We start from the raw sequence: 18,480 nt of genomic DNA, 5'->3' as shown, positions 1-18,480 counted from the left end.
GACCCCATGCTCTTTTGTATGACCTTGTACTAATTAGGATGACCTAACTAGCAAGCGGTCTACCGCGCGACAAAGATGAAACTGTTGCGAGAGGAGTCCTGCGATGAGCATTGTGGACAGCTTCGGTTCAAAAGGCAAACTTAATGTAGCCGGTACCGAATACGAAATTTTCCGGTTGAACTCCGTTGAAGGTTCAGAAAACCTTCCGTTCAGCCTCAAGGTATTGCTTGAAAACCTGTTGAGGACCGAGGACGGCGCGAACATCACTGCCGATCACGTCCGCGCCTTGGCAGGGTGGGATCCGAATGCCCAGCCCGACACTGAAATCCAGTTCACGCCCGCCCGCGTGATCATGCAGGACTTCACTGGCGTGCCCTGCGTTGTGGACCTTGCCACCATGCGTGAGGCGGTCAAGGAGCTTGGCGGCGATCCGAAGAGGGTGAACCCGCTGGCTCCGGCCGAGATGGTGATTGACCACTCGGTGCAGATCGATGCCTTCGGCAACTCCGGCGCACTGGAGCGCAATATGGAGATCGAATACCAGCGCAACGGTGAGCGCTACCAGTTCCTGCGCTGGGGCCAGACCGCGTTCGACGACTTCAAGGTCGTCCCGCCGGGAACCGGCATTGTGCACCAGGTCAACATCGAGTACCTGGCCCGCACCGTCATGACCCGCGAAATCGACGGCGTCGTCCGGGCCTACCCGGACACCTGCGTCGGCACCGACTCGCACACCACCATGGTCAACGGCCTGGGCGTGCTGGGCTGGGGCGTTGGCGGTATTGAAGCCGAGGCCGCAATGCTGGGCCAGCCCGTTTCCATGCTGATCCCGCGCGTCGTGGGCTTCAAGCTGACCGGGTCCATCCCGGCCGGCGCTACCGCCACGGACGTCGTCCTCACCATCACCGAGCAGCTGCGCAAGCACGGCGTTGTGGGCAAGTTCGTGGAGTTCTACGGCGAAGGTGTCGCGGCAGTGCCGCTGGCCAACCGCGCCACCATCGGCAACATGAGCCCGGAGTTCGGCTCCACGGCGGCAATGTTCCCGATCGACGACGTCACACTCGACTACCTGCGCCTCACCGGCCGCTCCGAGCAGAACGTCGCGCTCGTGGAGGCCTACGCGAAGGAACAGGGCCTCTGGCACGATCCTTCGCACGAGATCAAGTTCTCCGAGTACCTCGAGCTGGACCTGTCCACGGTTGTTCCCTCCATCTCCGGCCCGAAGCGTCCCCAGGACCGCATCGAGCTCACGGATGCCAAGGAGCAGTTCCGCAAGGACATCCACAACTACGTGAGCATCGAAGACGGCAGCGTGGACGAGTCCCTGGAAGAGTCTTTCCCGGCCTCCGATCCGCCCTCGTTCACCCACGCTGATTCCCACACCACGGAAACCGCACGCGTGGTCTCCGCCGCGAACGGCGCTGAGGGGCGTCCGTCCACGCCGGTGCACGTTGTCACCGAAGACGGCCGCGAGTTCGAGCTGGACCACGGAGCGGTGTCCATCGCCTCGATCACGTCCTGCACCAACACGTCCAACCCATCCGTGATGCTCGCCGCAGCACTGCTGGCGCGCAACGCCGTGGACAAGGGCCTGACCTCCAAGCCGTGGGTCAAGACCTCCGTGGCTCCCGGCTCCAAGGTAGTCACCGACTACTACGAGAAGTCCGGCCTCACCCCGTACCTGGAGAAGCTCGGCTTCTACATCGTGGGCTACGGCTGCGCCACCTGCATCGGCAACTCCGGCCCGCTCGACGCCGAAATCTCCGAGGCCATCCAGGCCAACGACCTTTCCGTCACCGCCGTGCTGTCCGGTAACCGCAACTTCGAAGGCCGGATCAACCCGGACGTGAAGATGAACTACCTGGCTTCCCCGCCGCTGGTCATCGCCTACGCCCTGGCCGGTTCCATGGACTTCGACTTCGACACCGACTCCCTCGGACAGGACGAAGCAGGCAACGAGGTCTTCCTGAAGGACATCTGGCCGAACCCGGTCGAGGTCCAGCAGGTCATCGATTCCTCGATCGACAAGGAAATGTTCGCCCGCGGCTACGAGGGCGTCTTCGACGGCGACGACCGCTGGAAGGCCCTCGACACCCCGGCCGGCGACACCTTTGCCTGGGATGAGAAGTCCACGTATGTCCGGAAGCCCCCGTACTTTGAGGGCATGAAGGCCAAGCCGGAGCCCGTCACTGACATCTCCGGTGCCCGCGTGCTGCTCAAGCTCGGCGATTCCGTCACCACGGACCACATCTCCCCGGCGGGGTCCTTCAAGTCGGACACCCCGGCCGGCCAGTACCTCCTGGCCAACGGCGTGGAGCGCAAGGACTTCAACTCGTACGGCTCGCGCCGTGGCAACCACGAGGTCATGATCCGCGGCACCTTCGCCAACATCCGCATCAAGAACCAGCTGCTTGACGGCGTGGAGGGCGGCTTCACCCGCGACTTCACCCAGGCGGACGGCCCGCAGGCCTACGTCTACGACGCCGCCCAGAACTACCAGGCCGCCGGCACTCCGCTGGTGGTCCTGGCTGGCAAGGAGTACGGTTCCGGCTCGTCCCGTGACTGGGCAGCCAAGGGCACCGCGCTGCTGGGCGTCAAGGCTGTCATCGCCGAAAGCTACGAGCGCATCCACCGCTCGAACCTGATCGGCATGGGCGTACTTCCGCTGCAGTTCCCGGCCGGCGAGTCCGCTGCCACACTGGGGCTGACGGGCACGGAAACCTTTGCGGTTGAGGGCGTCACCGCCCTGAACGAAGGCACCACGCCGAAGACCCTCAAGGTCACGGCCACCGCCGAGGACGACACCGCCAAGTCGTTCGATGCCGTGCTCCGCATCGACACCCCGGGCGAAGCCGACTACTACCGCAACGGCGGCATTCTGCAGTACGTCCTGCGCCAGATCTCCACGAACTAGGCGAGTCGCCGGCCAGTTCCGGTAGCGCAGAGAAGGCCTCGGCCGGTCACAGACCGGCCGGGGCCTTCGCGTTCCGGCGCGACTGCCGCGGCAAAGGCGTTAGAGTTAAAAGGCACGTCTACCACCGAAGGAGGGGCCGTTGGGAATCTTGGAGACCATCCGGAACCCGCAGGACCTGAGCAAGTTGTCCGCAGCGCAGCTCGAACAGCTGGCTACCGATATCCGGAAATTCCTGATCAGCAACGTCTCGCAGACCGGTGGACACCTCGGACCTAATCTCGGCGTCGTGGAACTCACCATGGCCTTGCACCGCATCTTTGACTCGCCCCGGGACAGCATCGTGTTTGACACCGGGCACCAGTCCTACGTCCACAAACTCCTGACCGGCCGGCAGGACTTTGGCACCCTGCGCCAACAGGGCGGCATGTCCGGCTATCCGGCGCGCAGCGAGTCTGAACACGACATCGTGGAGAGCTCGCACGCGTCCTCTTCGCTGTCCTGGGCTGACGGCATTTCACGGGCCCGGCAGCTGACCGGCGACGGCGACCGTTACGTCATTGCGGTGGTGGGCGACGGCGCCCTGACCGGCGGCATGGCATGGGAAGCCATCAACAACATCGCGGCGGACAGGAAGCGCCGCGTCGTCATTGTCGTCAACGACAACGGCCGCTCTTATGCGCCCACGGTGGGCGGCTTCGCCGACTATCTTGCCTCGCTGCGCCCCACCATCGATTCCTTCCGGACCGCGCCGGCCTACGAGGGCACCTTGGACTGGTGGAAGCACAAGCTCCAGAACGGCGGCCCGCTGGGCCAGCTGACGTACCGCAGCCTGCATGCCATGAAAAAGGGCATCAAGGACTGGTGGGCACCTCAGGGCATGTTCGAGGACCTGGGCATGAAGTACATCGGGCCCGTGGACGGCCACAACCTGCACGCCATGGAGCACGCGCTCGCGCGGGCCAAGCAGTACGGCGGGCCGGTGATCGTCCACGCCATCACGGAGAAGGGCCACGGCTACGCCCCGGCCCGCGCCCACGAGGCTGACCAGTTCCACGCCGTCGGCATCATCGATCCTGAGACCGGCGAACCCACCGAAGGCGCCGGTGCCCAGTCTTGGACCTCGGTCTTCGCCAACGAAATTGCGGACATCGCGGACGAACGCCCGGACATTGTCGGCATCACCGGGGCCATGCTGATACCGGTGGGGCTGCACAAGTTCGCCGCACGCCACCCCGACCGGGTCATCGACGTCGGCATCGCCGAGCAGCACGCCCTCACGTCCGCGGCCGGCATGGCCTTCGGCGGACTGCACCCGGTGGTGGCCATCTATGCCACGTTCCTCAACCGGGCGTTCGACCAGCTGCTCATGGATGTGGCCCTGCACAAGGCCGGCGTGACGATCGTCCTGGACCGGGCCGGCGTCACCGGACCCGACGGCGCCAGCCACCACGGCATGTGGGACATGGCCATGGTCCAGATCGTTCCCGGACTCCACCTCGCCGCACCCCGCGACGCCTCCCGCCTCCGCGAGGAGCTCCGGGAAGCCGTCGCGATCGAAGACGCTCCCAGCGTGGTCAGGTTTTCCAAGGGCAGCGTCGGCGCCGAAGTCGAGGCCCTCGAAAGGCTGAGCGACGGCGTCGATGTCCTCGCCCGCCGTCCCGCCGGCTCCACCGAAAACGACGTCCTGATCGTCAGTGTCGGCGCGATGTCCGAGCTCGCGCTGGACGTCTGCAACCGGCTCGGTGCCCAGGGGATCAGCTCCACCGTGGTGGATCCCCGGTGGGTCCTTCCCGTGCGCCGGTCCATCGTGGCCCTCGCCTCCCACCACCGCCTCGTGGTCTGCATCGAAGACGGCGTGCGGGCCGGTGGAGTAGGCTCGCGGATCCGCCAGGAGATGCGCGCCGCCGGAGTGGACACCGCGCTGAACGAGGTTGGACTCCCCGTCGACTTCCTGGACCACGGCACCCGCGGCCAGGTCCTCGAACGGGTTGGCCTCACCGCAAAGAAGATCACGCACGACGTCGTGGCGCAGGTTCTCGGAACCAAGGTGCCCTTCGCCCGCCCCCTGCCCGGGCAGGAACATCCCAGCACCGGCAGCCTGCCGATTCTGTGAGGAATCCGCACGGACTGAAGCAGGGCGGCCCGGCATCGTGATCGGCATGGACCCCGTTGTGATCCGGCCGGCATCCGATGAGCTCTACCAGGCCGTAAAGGCACAACAGCCACCGTTCGACGGCGCAGACCGTGAATGGTTTAGGAAAGGACGGGCATGAGCGGAATTATCCGGGTCTACAAGCGTGATGAAGAAGGGGCCCTGCAGTTCAGGGAGGCCTGGTTCGACGAGGACTACAGCCAGTTCATCATGAACCACGGGGCCGTGGGGCACCAGAGCAAGACCGAGGAGACGGACGTTCCGGATGCCGAGGCCGCCGAGAGGCTGATGGACGCCTTCGCGGTGCAGTGTGCGGAGGACGGCTACGCCGAGATTCCGGAGGAGGAGCAGTTCTGGGTGGTGGCGCAGTACGCGCTGAAGTCCAAGGAAGGCACCAGCCGTGACCGTTACCTTGAGGAAAAGGCGAAGGACGCACTGATCAGCCACCTGGCCTGGCGCGGCCTGGGCGTTGTGGACCGCTCGGAATTCAGCGACTCCAAGCTCAACATTTTCTGCCTGTGCCCGGACGTGAACAAGGCCGTGAACGCTATCAAGGTCTGCATCCGCGGCGAGGACCTGGACTTCACCAAGCTCAGCATCGGCGCGGCTCCGTTCAGCGACCCGACTGCGTTGAAACTCAAGCACTCACCGAAGCAGGCAGCCAGCTTCAGCCTATAAGAGCAGTTCCCAGCAGATGGAAGGCAGGACGTCATGACACCGAAGTCAGTCCAACCAGGCCGAACACCGCTTCCGCGGGGCATTGCCTCGCCGGCCCGCCGGCTTCTCGCCCACTCCGGGGTGGAGACGTTGGAACAGGTGGCGCAGCTGGGGCTACGCCAGTTGGCGGCGCTCCCGGGCATGTGCGCCAGGACCCTGGCGCAGCTTCAGGATGCCTTGGATGAGCACGGGCTGGAATTCCAGTCCGCCTGAGCTGTGCCCAGGGCGGCCGCCGGCGCCGTTATAGGGTGTTTCCATGACTGAATACCGCCGTCTTGGAAAATCCGGATTGACTGTCTCCGTCGTCGGGCTTGGCTGCAACAACCTTGGCCGGGCCAATACGGCGACGGAGTCGCAGGAGGGGACTGACGCCGTCGTTCATGCCGCACTTGAAGCCGGTGTGACGCTGTTCGACGTCGCCGACACCTACGGCCGCGAGCCCGGACTAAGCGAGACGATGCTCGGCAAGGCGCTGGGCGGCAGGCGAGAGGAAGCGGTCGTGGCCACGAAGTTCGGCATGGACATGCGCGGAGCCAACGGCAGGGACTTCAATGCCCGCGGTTCGCGGAGCTACATCATCCGCGCCGCGGAGGCCTCGCTGCGCCGGCTCGGCACGGACTGGATCGACCTTTACCAGTTCCACGTCCCGGACCCGCTGACTCCCATCGAAGAGACCCTCGACGCCCTCGACGAGCTGGTCACGAGCGGCAAGGTGCGGTACATCGGCCACTCGAACCGGGCGGGCTGGCAGATCGCGGAGGCCGAATTCGTGGCCCGCGCCAAGGGCGGCTCGCGCTTCATCTCGTCGCAAAACCACTACAACCTGCTGGACCGTCGCGCCGAACTGGAGGTGACCCCAGCGGCCGAGGCTTACGGGATCGGCGTACTGCCATACTTCCCGCTGGCCAACGGGCTCCTGACCGGTAAGTATGCGCCGGACCAGGCACCTGCCGGCTCGAGGCTCAGCCACACCCGCACCTACCTGGTTCGCGATGCCGACTGGCAGCAGCTGGAGCAGTTCCGTGCCTTCTCGGCTGCCCGGGACCTCAGCGAAGTGCAGGTGGCATTCTCCTGGCTGGCGGCCCAGCCCTCCGTCAGTAGCGTCATCGCAGGCGCCACGCGGCCCGAGCAGGTCCGCGAGAACGCCGAGGCCGTCGCCTGGGTGCCGGACAACGCCGAACTGGACGAGCTGGACGCCATTTTCCCGCAGACGCCCAGGGTGGCCCTGTTCTGATGCAGTCCGTCCTGATGGACGTCGATACCGGGATTGACGACGCCCTCGCACTGGTCTACCTGCTCTCCCGGCCGGAGGTCGCCATCCAGGCCATCACGTGCACGGCCGGCAACGTGGGTGCCCGGCAGGTGGCCCTGAACAACCTCGCCCTTCTGGAACTCTGCGGCCGCGCCGGCGTGGAAGTGGCAGTCGGAGCCGAGGTGCCGCTGGAAATCCCCTTGGTGACCACCGAGGAGACCCACGGCCCCCAGGGAATCGGCTATGCGGAACTGCCGCCGCCGGCAGGAGAGATATCGCCGCGGCATGCCGTTGACGTGTGGGTGGAGACGGTCCGGGCACATCCGGGGGAGATCACAGGGCTGATCACCGGCCCGCTGACCAACTTCGCGCTGGCCCTGCGCCGCGAGCCGGACCTGCCCAAGCTGCTGAACGGTCTGGTCATCATGGGCGGATGCTTCAACTACCTGGGCAACACCACGCCCACGGCGGAATGGAACGTGTCCGTGGATCCGCATGCGGCGCAGGAGGTTTTCGCCGCCTACAGCGGCCTTCCGCATGACAGCCTGCCGGTGGTGTGCGCCCTGGAGACCACCGAGCGGATCGAGTTGCGGCCGGAGCACCTGCAGCGGCTGGCCGAGGCGGCCGGGGAGGCTGAACCGGAGCTCGTGCTGCCGGAGCAGCCGGAAGGGCAGCGCAGCCGGTCAGGGAATCCGCTCGTGGCCTGCTTGTCGGACGCCATCCGCTTCTACATGGAATTCCACCGGCTGTATGATCAGGGGTTCGTTGCGCACATGCATGACGCCTTCGCTGCCGCCGTCGCGGTCGGCCGTACGCCCTACGGGACGCGGCCCGCGACCGTCCATGTGGAAACCGCTTCGCCGCGGCTCATCGGCACCACGGTCGCAGATTTCCGCGGCATCTGGAAAGAGCCGGCCAACGCACGGATCGTCACCTCCAATGATCCCGGGCAGTGCTTCGACGAGCTGATCTCTTCCGTGGGCGCGTTGGCGCGCTCCCTGCCCCTGCGTAGCAGCTAGGCCCCTGCGAAGCAGGCAGAACACTGCGAAGCAGGTAGAACACTGCGAAGCAGGAAGGACACCGCCAAGCGGCCGGGACACTGCGTAGCAGGCGTTGCCGGCGGTCGGTAGGATGGTAGCCGCGCCAAGGTGACATAGGCGCCCCACTTTTGAGTACGCGGAACATCACGCCACAGGTGCGGGACCCGCCGTCGTCAGCCTAAGGAACCACCATGTCACAGCCGTCCCTTACTCTCCCCACCCCCGGTCAGCAGGCGGGCCGGAACCGCCGGCTGCTCGAAATCCTGGGGGCCGCCGCGATCGCAGCCACGTTCATCTACCTGGTGCTCACCCAGCCGGCCGATATCGCCGGCGGGCTCGGCAGCGTCTCGGCCCTCGTTGCGATGGGCGGGTTCCTGCTCGGCGCGGTCCTGCTGATTGTGGGCGTGCTTCCCACCCTTCCCACCTCCACGGTGGTGCTCATCCCGGTCGCGCTGGTCCTGAACATCGTTCTCGGCCAGCTCATGGGCACCAGCGGCCTCCCGTTCTACCTCGATTCCATCGGCACGGTGCTGATTGCCGTCCTGGCCGGCCCCGCGGCAGGCGCCGCCACCGGTGCCTTGAGCAGCATTGTCTGGTCCCTCATCAATCCCACCGTGCTGCCGTTCGCGGCGGGCGCGGCGCTGATCGGCTTCCTCGCGGGCACCGCTGCCCGCTACGGGCTGTTCCGGCGCTTCTACTTCGCGCCCGTTGCCGGTTTCCTCACCGGCATTGTGGCCGGCGTCGTCTCGGCGCCCATCGCCGCCTTCGTGTTCGGGGGAACCTCCGGAGCCGGAACCGGCGCGATCGTGAGTGCCTTCCGCGCAATGGGCGACACCCTGCTGGCCGCCATCACCAAGCAGGCCCTGATTTCCGACCCCATGGACAAGGCCATCGTCTTTACCATCGCGGCCGTGCTGGTCTACGCCCTTCCGCGGCGCACCACGCTCCAGTTCCCGTTCGTCCGCCGCTACCACGTCCTCGCAGGCAAGGAGCCGGCTAAGCGGAACGCCTGACCGTGGCGCCCCGCCTCAACCCGCTCACCACCCTGACGGCGGCCGCAGCCGTACTGGTGATCACGACGGCGGCCGCCAGTTGGGTGGTCTCCCTCACCGTTGCAGCCGGTGCGGTGCTGCTGGCTGGCGTCACTGGCGCTGCGCGCCGCGTGTTCCTCGCCGCTGGCGTTATCCTGGCGCCGTTCTGGTTGTCGCTCCTCGTGATGCACGGGCTCTTCTTCCCCGAGGGCCGCAGCGTGCTCGCCAGCTGGGGACCGGCGCGGGTCACTACGGAAGGTCTGGGATTCGCTGTGGACATGGGGTTGCGTACGTCTGCGTTTGTCCTGGTCCTGCTGCTGTTTTCGTTCAGTGTCAGGGTGCCGGAACTCGTCGCCGCCCTGGCCACGCTTCGCCTTCCGCCGCAGTTCGGCTATGTGCTGGCGTCCACGCTGATGCTCGCCCCCATCATCGCCGCCCGGCTGGAGAAGGTCCGGCAGGCGCAGGAATCGCGGGGCCTGGTGGTGGGGAAGGGAGTCGGAAACCGCCTTGGGGCGGTGCGGCTGCAGATGGTGCCGCTGGTGCTGGGGCTGGTCCACGATGCCGGCATCAGAGCGCAGGCACTGGACGCGAGGGGGTTCAGGCGCACCGGCCCCCGGACCACATACACGCAAGTCCGAGACTCGCCGGCCCAGCGGGGCTTCCGGATTGTTGCGGTCCTGCTGGCCGCGGCTGCCGTGGCGGTGCGGATTGCCGCGTCCCTGTCCCGAGGCCAGGCATGAACGGTCAGGTATCAGCTGCGGTCACGCTCAGGGCGGCCATAGAATCCTTCGCGTTCCACGGCGACGCCCGTCCGGCGCTGCGCGACGTGGAAATCGTGGCCGCACCGGGATCGCTGATCGCGGTGCTGGGCGGTTCCGGCAGCGGCAAATCCACCCTGGGGCGGCTGCTCGGCGGCTGGCTGGCGGGCGGACGGGACGGGAAACTGAAGGGACGCCTGGAGCTGGAATCCGTCGGACAGCAGGAGGCCTGGCGACCGCTGGTCTTTTTCGGAGCGGACAGTGACCCGCAGATCGATCCCGCCGCCTGGGCCGAGCAGGTGGGATATGTCCCGCAAGATCCGGCCGCCATGCTCTCGGCTGTCCGCGCCACCGTGGAAGAGGAACTTGCCTTCGGACTGGAAAACCGGGGGATGGAGCGCGCCGAGATGGTGCGGATCGTCGCCGAGACAGCCCGCCGGACCGGCCTCGCCAGCCTGCTCGAACGCGACCCCGCAACCCTCTCCGGAGGAGAACTGCGGCGCCTGGCCGTCGGCTGTGCCATCGTGGCGGATCCCGCCGTCCTGATCCTCGATGAGCCGCTGGCGTCCCTCGACGCGGACGGAACCCGGACCCTCACGGAACTGGTGGCCGCCGAACTGGCCCGGGGGACCGCCGTCGTGGTGCTGAGCCAAAGCGCAGACCTGCTGACGCGCTTGGCGGAACCCTGGCTCGTGCTGGAGGACGGGGCCGCAACAGCGGCCGGACCGCCGGACCGGATCCTCGCCGGTGAGGAGCTGGCCAGTTCCGGCGTTGTTGTCAGCGAGCCGTCCGGAGCGCCCTCAGGGCAGGTACAGCAGTTTGCTCAGGCACAGTCCCGGGCACGTCCGGCCAAGGACAGTGTGCCGGCGCTGGAACTGGACCGGGTGTCCTTCGGGTTCGGCACGGAATACCTTGGCCGTCCGCTCCTTCTGGAGAATGTGGTCCTGGACGTGTGGCCCGGGGAGATCGTGGCGGTGACGGGTCCGAACGGGGCGGGGAAATCGACGCTGCTGCGCCTGTTCAACGGGCTGCTCAGCCCGCTCCGCGGGGAGGTCCGCATTGGCGGCGAGGCCATAGCGGGGGTTCCCACCGGCGTCATCGCCCAGCGGCTCGGGCTGCTCTTCCAGCATCCTCACGACCAGCTGTTCGAACGGACCGTGCTTCGCGAGGTGTTCTTCGGCCTGGACCGCAGGTTCGGCGCCTCAGCGCCCGTCCGGGCGGCTGAGGCGCTGGCGTCGGTGGGCCTGAGCGCGGCCGGCAACGTCCACCCGCACGAGCTGTCCGGCTCTGGCCAGCGGCTGCTGGCGCTTGCAACCGTCCTTGCCCGTGAGCCGGAGGTGCTGGCCCTGGACGAACCAACGGTCGCGCTGGATGCCCATGGCCTCAGGCGGCTGTCCGACGCCATGACAGCGGCCGCCGGCCGCGGCGCCGCCGTCGTCCTTGTGACGCATGACCTCGCGTTCGCGCGGGCGCATGCCCACCGGCTGGTGGAGCTGAGGAACGGTGTCCTGGCAGCCGGTGACTGACACGACCGACCGGCGACGAGACTAACGGGCGCTATCTCGAAGCGGAGTGCACGGTCTCGTAGTGTTCGACCAGGGGGAACGGCTGATAGAAGCGGTGCAATAACTCACGCCACTGCTGGTACTCCGGGGATCCCCTGAAACCCTCGGTGTGATCCTCAAGGCTGTCCCATTGCACGAGCAGTAGGTACGTGCTGGGAGTTTCGATCGAACGCGAGAGCGACAACGAGACAAAGCCAGGCATCGAGGCAATAATCAAACGGGCCCGGTCGAACGCCGCTTCAAAATCCCGTTCCAGACCAGGAATGACGGGAAGCAACGCGTGTTCAGTAATCATGGGGCAAGTCTTACAGATTCCCGCAGATCGTCGCGCAAAGGGGCTGAGGTTTTGCGGACCACCAGATGCGGGGTGCTGACAACGTGGGCGGGGGCTTGCGTTCCCTCAATACGGTCAATGGCGCGGTCTACGGCTGCGGCAGCGAGCAATGGCGCGTCCTGGCTGACGGACGACAACTGCAAGTAGCTGAGCCGGGCAAACTGGCTGTCGTCATAGCCCAGCACCGACACGTCGTCAGGCACTTTCAACCCGTCCGCCCGGAGGCCCTCGACCACACCCAGGGCGCACCTGTCATTGAAGGCGATGACGGCGGATGGGAGGTCCGCGCGTAGTGACCGGAGGGCCCTCAGCCCGTCCTCTTCGGTGGGTCCGCCGGGGATGATTCGGGCCGGCAGCCCGAGACGGTCCATCTCGGCGCGGAACGCCGCCCTGCGCAGCTCTGCAGAAACTGCCGTGCCGCCGTCGATATGAACGATCCTGCGGTGACCGATGCCGGTCAGGTGGTCCACCGCCATGCGGATGCCCGCGTGGTCGTCGCTGCTGACCGAGTCCACCGGTTCGCCGACGTCGTCGCGCAGGAGGCTGACGACGGGCACCTGGCCGGCATACCCGGCCAGCTCCTCGGCACTGAGGGTCGGCGAGATCAGGATGAGCGCTGCGGAGCCGAAATCGAGCAGCGACTCAATGGCCCGGGTCTCTGGTCGGCCCTTGGCCACCGCGCTCAACGCCAGTTCATACCCCCGCGACGTGGCTGCTGCGTACGCGGCATCCACAATCTCGGCGTGAAAGGCGTGCGCGCTGAAGAAACTCAGGCCAAGAAGCCTGGTGCGGCTGCTGCGGAGCAGGCGGGCGCGGCTGTCCGGCCTGTAGCCGAGTTCCCGCGCCGCCTCGAGGACCTTCTGCCGGGTGGATTCCGCGGCACCGGGGGCGCCGCGCATCACGATGGAAACCAGGGCCCGTGAGACGCCGGCCGCCTGGGCCACGTCCATCACCGTTGGGCGGCGCTGCTGTTCCGTCATGTAACCTCCTCGTCCGCTCCAAGTGTATAGAACGATCTAGACAGGCCGGGAATCTCATGCCAGCATGGTGTTACTAGAACGATCTAGACGCCGAGCACAGGAGTATTCATGACTTTCCTTCAGCACCCGGTCAGCGAAGACCGGCCCGTCCGCGTCGCCCTCATCGGCGCAGGATGGATCGGAAGTTTCCACGCTGAGTCTGTTGCGCACCGCATACCCAACGCCCGCCTCGCCGCCATTGCGGATCCGGCCCTTCCCGCCGTCGAAACCCTGGCGAGCAGGCTGCGGGTCAGCAAGATCAGCGCCGACCCGGCCGACGTGATCAGCGATCCGGAGATCGACGCCGTCCTCATCGCGGCCCCGGCACGGTTCCATTCCGGCCTGATCGCCGCCGCAGCACGGGCAGGGAAGGACGTGTTCTGCGAAAAGCCTGGCGGGCGCACCATTGAGGAGCTCGATGAAGCCCTGGAGGCAGCCGATTCGGCCGGGATCGTTGTTCAGTTCGGGTTCAACCGCCGCTACGCCGCGGATTTCGCCGCGGCGCGCAAGCTCATTGACGGCGGCAGCGTGGGAGTGCCGCAGCTTCTCAGGTCTCTGACACGGGACCCCGGCACTGCAGCAGGGATCTCCAATCCGGACCGCATTCCGCCTGGCACGATCTTCCTGGAGACACTGATCCACGACTTTGACACCCTCAACTGGCTCAACCCCGGCGCCGTTCCGGTCCGCGTCCACGCGGTCGCTGACGCCCTCGTTGCCCCGGATGCGAAGGCCGGGGGTCTCCTGGACACTGCAGTTGTGACCGTGACCTACAGCAACGGCGCCATCGCGGTGGCGGAGGCGAACTTCAACGCCCTCTACGGCTACGACGTGCGCGGCGAAGTCTTCGGCTCCGCCGGCATGGTCACGGCGGGCGGACCGCAGGCCACCAGTGCGACGAGCTACACCGCGGCTGGCATCGGGGCCGACACAGTGCGGCTGAATGTTGATCTCTTCCATGACGCCTACACCGCTGAGCTGGCTCACTTCGTCGACGCCGTGAAAGCACGCCGCGACGGCGTGCCGGGCCCGGCCACGCCGGGGCCGGGCGGGACTGACGCCCGCAATGCCCTGGCGGTGGCGCTGGCCGCCCTGCGTTCAGCTGAGACCGGGCTTCCGGTCGATGTTGCCTCGGTCGCCGAACTCCGGGCGGCCGAACCCGAGCTCCACCCGGTGGGGGACGGCGCATGAGCTTCCGTCTGGCCGTCTGTGCCGAAATGGTCTACGGAGAGCTGCCACTGATCGAGCGCGTGCACCGGATTCACGGGCAGGGTTTCGAGGTGGAGCTGTGGGACACCCGGGGCCGGGACATCGCCGCCCTGGCCGCCACCGGTGCCCGCTTCTCTTCCATGAGCGGCTACTTCGGCGGCAGCCTCATTGATCCGGACGGCGCTGACGAGGTTTTGGCCTCGGCGGAGAAGCTCATTCCTGCCGCGCTGGAGCTTGGCGTGGAGCGGATGGTGGTCCACCCTGCCGAACTCGGCGAGGGTGGCCGCGCGGTGCGGCCGATTCACCGTTCCACCGGCGAGATGTGGCTGACGGGCCTGCGCACCCTGCAGCGGCTGGCCGTCCTGGGGGAGAATCACGGGCTGACGTTTGCCCTCGAGAACCTGAATACGATCCTCGACCATCCGGGCATACCGCTGGCCCGGGCCAAGGACACCATGGCTCTGGTTTCCGCCGTGAACCATCCGAACGTGAAGATGATGCTGGATCTCTACCACGCCCAGATAGGGGAGGGAAACCTGATCGAGCTCGTCAGGGCCGCGCTGCCTTGGATTGGAGAGGTCCAGGTGGCCGATGTCCCCGGGCGGTTCGAACCAGGCACCGGAGAGATCAACTACCGCGCCGTTGCATCGGCCCTCAGGGAAGCCGGCTACTCGGGGGTCATCGGTCTGGAGGCGGGCGCGTCCGGCGGGCAGGGCCTGCCGGCGGGTGACGCAGCGCTCGCCGCCTTCCGGGCAGCTTTCGCGGACTGACCGCGCGCGGCGGTCCGCCGATCGGCAGCCAGGTGGCTGGCTTCCCGCAAGGCCTAGTGCCTGCCGTCAAAACGGTGCCGATCCCGTCACTTTCGGGTGACGGGACCGGCACCGCCTGGCAGTGCGGCTGCAGCAGAATCTATGCCCGGGATGCCACACCCGGGTCGAGGAACCTCTTGCCCGTGACGCGCTCGGATGCTCCCGTGCGGTCGAGGTACGGGGTGATGCCGCCGAGGAACATGGGCCAGCCCGCCCCGAGGATCATGCACAGGTCAATGTCCTCCGGCCCGTCCACCACGCCCTCCTCGAGCATCAGCGCGATCTCCTCGGCCAGGGCGTCCTGCGTCCGGCGCAGTACTTCTTCCCCTGTCGACGGCGACGTTCCGAAAGACATCAGGGCCAGCGTGGATGCCGGAATTTCCTTGCCGCCGTCTGCGGTCGGAGACCACAGCGACCGCACCCCGTTGTCGATCAGTTTCTGCAGGTTTTGCGAAACCCTGAAGCGGTCGCCGAACGCCGCATGCAGCGATTCCTGGACATGCTGGGCCACGGGAAGCCCCACCATCGCGCCCAGGTCGAACGGTGTCATCGGCAGGCCCATCGGCCGCAGCGCATTGTCCGCAACGTCCGCCGGCGTGCCCTCGTCGAAGGCGGCAGTGACCTCGCCCATGAGCCGAAGCAGGATCCGGTTGACCACGAACGCCGGGGCGTCCCTGACCAGGACCGCGGTCTTCTTCAGCCCCTTGGCCAGCTCGAAAGCCGTGGCCACCACGGCATCGTCCGTCTTTGGCGCGCGCACGATTTCCAGCAGCGGCATGACGGCCACCGGGTTGAAGAAGTGGAAGCCCACCAGCCGTTCCGGGTTCCGCAGGCCTTCGGCCATCGCTGTCACGGACAACGACGACGTGTTGGTCGCGAGGATGCAGTCGGGGGAGACGATGGCTTCGACTTCAGCGAAAACCTGCTTCTTGACGTTGAGTTCCTCGAACACCGCCTCGATCACGAAATCCGCATCCGCGAACGGCTCCTTGGAGACGGACCCCGTCACGAGGGCCTTCGTCCGGTTCGCTGCATCCGGGCTGAGGCGCCCCTTGCCGAGCAGCTTGTCCACTTCCGCATGGACGTAACCCACGCCCTTGTCCACGCGGGCCTGGTCGATGTCGGTCATGACCACCGGAACTTTGAGCTGGCGAGCGAAGAGCAGGGCCAACTGGCTAGCCATTAGCCCGGCGCCCACCACACCCACCTTGGTCACCGGCCGGGCGAGCTTGCGGTCGGGGGCACCGGCGGGGCGCTTGGACCTCTTCTGCACCAGGTCCAGGAACGCATAGACCGTGGACCGGAACTCGTCCGTCTGCATGAGGCCTGCCAGGGTCTCGCACTCCAGCTCGGCGGACTCCGCCTGGCTCATGGTTCGGTTTGCCTCCATGATGTCCAGCACCTTGGCCGGCGCGGGCGAGGCGTTGGACGTCTTTGATTCCACGAAGGCGCGGCCGGCGGCCACCGCCCCGGCCCAGCGGTCAGCCACTCCGGGGCCGGAAGGGTCGACGGCGGAGGGCCGTTCCGGTGTGACGTCGCCGGAGATGACTCCCGCGGCCCAGGCGATCGACTGCTCCACGAAGTCTGCAGGTTCAAACATGGCATCTGCGATGCCCAGCTTGTAGGCCTCGGGCCCGGACAGCGTGCGGTTGTTGTTCAGCGGGTTCTCGATCATCACCTCGACGGCGTTCTCCGGACCGATCAGCCGGGGCAGGATATAGACGCCGCCCCAGCCCGGAACCAGCCCGATGAAGGCCTCCGGAAGGGCCAGCGCCCCTGCCGCGGCCGACACTGTCCGGTACGTGGACTGCAGGGCGATCTCCAGCCCGCCGCCCAGTGCCACGCCGTTGATGAAGGCGAAGCTGGGAACGCTAAGGTTGGCCAGCGTCGCGTAGACGTCGTGACCCAGCTGCGCCATCCACAGTCCGTGCTCCCGGCTGTCAAGGGACTTCACCGCAGACAGGTCCGCGCCGGCCACCAGGAAGTGCGGCTTGCCTGTGACCCCGACGCCGACGATCTCGCCACTGGCTGCCCGCTCGCGGAGTCCTTCGAGCACTGTCCCGAGTTCCACGAGGGTGTTGGGCCCCAGCGTGGTGGGTTTGGTGTGGTCCAGCCCGTTGTCCAGCGTGATCAGGGCGAAGAGGCCGGGACTGGGCTGGCCGCCAACGGCCGGGAGTTCGATGTCCTGCACGTAGGAATGGGTGACCGTCTCATCCGGGAAAAGGTCGGCAAGCTTGCGGAAATCTGCGGCGCTCATGCTGCGGCTCCTGCGGTCGGGGTGGAGGCTGCGGTGTCTGCGGGGAGAGGGTCGGCGGAGGCGGGGATACCGGCGGAATCGAGGGCGTCGGAACGGCCGGCGCCGCTGTAATCGGCGTGATGCGGGTTTTCCCAGATGACCGTGGCGCCCATCCCGAGGCCGACGCACATGGCCGTGACGCCGTAGCGCACGGAGTGATCTTCCTCGAACTGCCGGGCCAGCTGGTTCATGAGCCGGACGCCCGACGACGCGAGCGGGTGGCCCACCGCTATGGCGCCGCCGTAACGGTTGACCCGGGGGTCGTCGTCGGCAATCCCGAAATGGTCCAGGAAGCTGAGGACCTGGACGGCGAAGGCCTCGTTGATTTCAAACAGGCCGATGTCCCCGATGTCCAGGCCTGCGTTCGCCAGGGCTTTCTCGGTGGACGGAACAGGCCCGATCCCCATGACCTCGGGTTCCACGCCCGCGTAGGCGTAGCTGACCAGCCGCATCTTGACGGGCAGGCCCAGTTCAGCGGCAGCATCGGAGGACGCCAGCAGCGCGGCGGTGGCGCCGTCGTTAAGTCCTGCGGCGTTTCCGGCCGTCACCCGGCCGTGGGCCCGGAACGGCGTCCGCAGGGCGGCGAGGTCGTCCACGGTGGTGCCCGGTCGCGGCGGCTCGTCCACTGTGTTGACCGTCCATCCCTGGCCCGGCTTCATGGTGGCGACAGGAACAAGGTCCGGCTGGATCAACCCGTCTCCGTACGCAGCCGCCAGCTTGTTCTGGGACGCCACCGCGTAGGCATCGGTGCGGTCCTTGGTGATGCGGGGAAAGCGGTCGTGCAGGTTTTCTGCGGTGTTGCCCATGTTGAGCGCGGCGGGATCCACCAGGCGTTCGGATACGAAGCGCGGGTTGGGGTCGGCGCCGGCACCCATGGGATGGTTCCCCATGTGTTCCACGCCGCCGGCGATCACGACGTCGTAGGCGCCGAAACCGATGCCGCTGGCAGTGGTGGTCACGGCTGTCATGGCGCCCGCGCACATGCGGTCGATGGCGAAGCCGGGCACCGTGCGCGGCAGGCCGGCCAGGAGGGCCGCGGTCCTGCCGATGGTGAGGCCCTGGTCCCCGGTCTGCGTGGTTGCGGCGACCGCCACTTCGTCGACGCGCTCGGCAGGAAGCGCGGGGTTGCGCCGCATCAGTTCGCGGATGCACTTGACCACAAGGTCGTCGGCGCGCATGCCCGCGTATATACCCTTCTCGCCGGCGCGGCCGAAGGGCGTGCGCACGCCGTCCACGAAGACGACGTCGCGGACCACGCGTTGGTTTCCGCTGCTTCGGTGTTGGCTCACGTGCTGCTCCTCATTGAGACGTTGATGCCGGATCCTGACCGAGGTCAGCAGCGATCCAGCGACAGTGAACCCAATGTTACTCGTGAGTAACATCC

Annotated in this window: 15 protein-coding genes; 11 read left to right on the top strand and 4 right to left on the bottom strand. The window is 66.9% G+C overall.

What is annotated here, in order from left to right:
* The first annotated feature begins 103 nt into the window (after nucleotides 1–103).
* The 9 genes from acnA to CXQ90_RS14735 all read left to right on the top strand — a co-directional run bounded on the left by acnA (nucleotide 104) and on the right by CXQ90_RS14735 (nucleotide 11,390).
* The gene (gene acnA, locus CXQ90_RS14775; RefSeq protein WP_104140136.1) at nucleotides 104–2,914 is read left to right on the top strand and encodes an aconitate hydratase AcnA; all 2,811 of its coding nucleotides are present in this window, start codon (nucleotides 104–106) and stop codon (nucleotides 2,912–2,914) included.
* Between the two features lie 139 nt (nucleotides 2,915–3,053).
* Nucleotides 3,054–5,027, top strand: a complete 1,974-nt coding sequence (gene dxs / locus CXQ90_RS14770; RefSeq protein ID WP_104140135.1) for a 1-deoxy-D-xylulose-5-phosphate synthase — start codon at nucleotides 3,054–3,056, stop codon at nucleotides 5,025–5,027.
* Between the two features lie 156 nt (nucleotides 5,028–5,183).
* A complete protein-coding gene (locus CXQ90_RS14765) occupies nucleotides 5,184–5,744 on the top strand; it encodes a hypothetical protein (protein ID WP_104140134.1) in 561 nt (186 codons plus the stop codon).
* Between the two features lie 33 nt (nucleotides 5,745–5,777).
* Entirely contained in the window at nucleotides 5,778–5,996 is a 219-nt protein-coding gene (locus CXQ90_RS14760) for a hypothetical protein (protein WP_104140133.1), read from the top strand.
* A 43-nt stretch (nucleotides 5,997–6,039) separates the two neighbouring features.
* Nucleotides 6,040–7,017, top strand: coding sequence for an aldo/keto reductase (locus CXQ90_RS14755; protein ID WP_104140132.1), 978 nt, complete (start codon nucleotides 6,040–6,042; stop codon nucleotides 7,015–7,017).
* Nucleotides 7,017–8,054 carry a nucleoside hydrolase gene (locus CXQ90_RS14750; protein ID WP_104140131.1) on the top strand — a complete coding sequence of 346 codons (1,038 nt, stop codon included), beginning with the start codon at nucleotides 7,017–7,019 and terminating at the stop codon, nucleotides 8,052–8,054. The genes CXQ90_RS14755 and CXQ90_RS14750 overlap by 1 nt, the downstream gene beginning before the upstream one ends.
* 212 nt (nucleotides 8,055–8,266) lie before the next feature.
* On the top strand, nucleotides 8,267–9,088 hold the full coding sequence (locus CXQ90_RS14745) for a glycosyl transferase family 9 (RefSeq protein ID WP_104140130.1): 822 nt from the start codon (nucleotides 8,267–8,269) through the stop codon (nucleotides 9,086–9,088).
* Nucleotides 9,089–9,090: 2 nt separating this feature from the next.
* Entirely contained in the window at nucleotides 9,091–9,846 is a 756-nt protein-coding gene (locus CXQ90_RS14740) for an energy-coupling factor transporter transmembrane protein EcfT (protein WP_104140129.1), read from the top strand.
* A complete protein-coding gene (locus CXQ90_RS14735) occupies nucleotides 9,843–11,390 on the top strand; it encodes an ABC transporter ATP-binding protein (RefSeq protein ID WP_104140128.1) in 1,548 nt (515 codons plus the stop codon). The genes CXQ90_RS14740 and CXQ90_RS14735 overlap by 4 nt, the downstream gene beginning before the upstream one ends.
* 31 nt (nucleotides 11,391–11,421) lie before the next feature.
* Here CXQ90_RS14735 and CXQ90_RS14730 read toward each other — a convergent pair whose 3' ends face one another.
* Together CXQ90_RS14730 and CXQ90_RS14725 are read right to left on the bottom strand one after the other, a co-directional pair.
* Nucleotides 11,422–11,724, bottom strand: coding sequence for an antibiotic biosynthesis monooxygenase (locus CXQ90_RS14730; RefSeq protein ID WP_104140127.1), 303 nt, complete (start codon nucleotides 11,722–11,724; stop codon nucleotides 11,422–11,424).
* Nucleotides 11,721–12,743, bottom strand: coding sequence for a LacI family DNA-binding transcriptional regulator (locus tag CXQ90_RS14725; protein WP_104140126.1), 1,023 nt, complete (start codon nucleotides 12,741–12,743; stop codon nucleotides 11,721–11,723). The genes CXQ90_RS14730 and CXQ90_RS14725 overlap by 4 nt, the downstream gene beginning before the upstream one ends.
* 108 nt (nucleotides 12,744–12,851) lie before the next feature.
* Here CXQ90_RS14725 and CXQ90_RS14720 point away from each other — a divergent pair, with 108 nt between their 5' ends.
* Nucleotides 12,852–13,973, top strand: a complete 1,122-nt coding sequence (locus CXQ90_RS14720; RefSeq protein WP_104140125.1) for a Gfo/Idh/MocA family oxidoreductase — start codon at nucleotides 12,852–12,854, stop codon at nucleotides 13,971–13,973.
* Nucleotides 13,970–14,761 carry a TIM barrel protein gene (locus CXQ90_RS14715; RefSeq protein WP_104140124.1) on the top strand — a complete coding sequence of 264 codons (792 nt, stop codon included), beginning with the start codon at nucleotides 13,970–13,972 and terminating at the stop codon, nucleotides 14,759–14,761. The genes CXQ90_RS14720 and CXQ90_RS14715 overlap by 4 nt, the downstream gene beginning before the upstream one ends.
* A 139-nt stretch (nucleotides 14,762–14,900) precedes the next feature.
* Here CXQ90_RS14715 and CXQ90_RS14710 read toward each other — a convergent pair whose 3' ends face one another.
* Nucleotides 14,901–17,057 (bottom strand): 3-hydroxyacyl-CoA dehydrogenase NAD-binding domain-containing protein, encoded by a 2,157-nt coding sequence (locus CXQ90_RS14710; RefSeq protein WP_104140123.1) that lies wholly within the window; start codon nucleotides 17,055–17,057, stop codon nucleotides 14,901–14,903.
* Nucleotides 17,054–18,385 (bottom strand): acetyl-CoA C-acyltransferase, encoded by a 1,332-nt coding sequence (locus CXQ90_RS14705; RefSeq protein ID WP_104140122.1) that lies wholly within the window; start codon nucleotides 18,383–18,385, stop codon nucleotides 17,054–17,056. The genes CXQ90_RS14710 and CXQ90_RS14705 overlap by 4 nt, the downstream gene beginning before the upstream one ends.
* Between the last annotated feature and the right edge of the window lie 95 nt (nucleotides 18,386–18,480).

The sequence above is a fragment of the Arthrobacter sp. ZGTC131 genome (assembly GCF_002929275.1).
In the GTDB taxonomy this organism is placed as follows: domain Bacteria; phylum Actinomycetota; class Actinomycetes; order Actinomycetales; family Micrococcaceae; genus Arthrobacter.
Note: the sequence above shows the minus strand (reverse complement) of the source record. Positions and strands in the feature narration are given on the sequence as shown.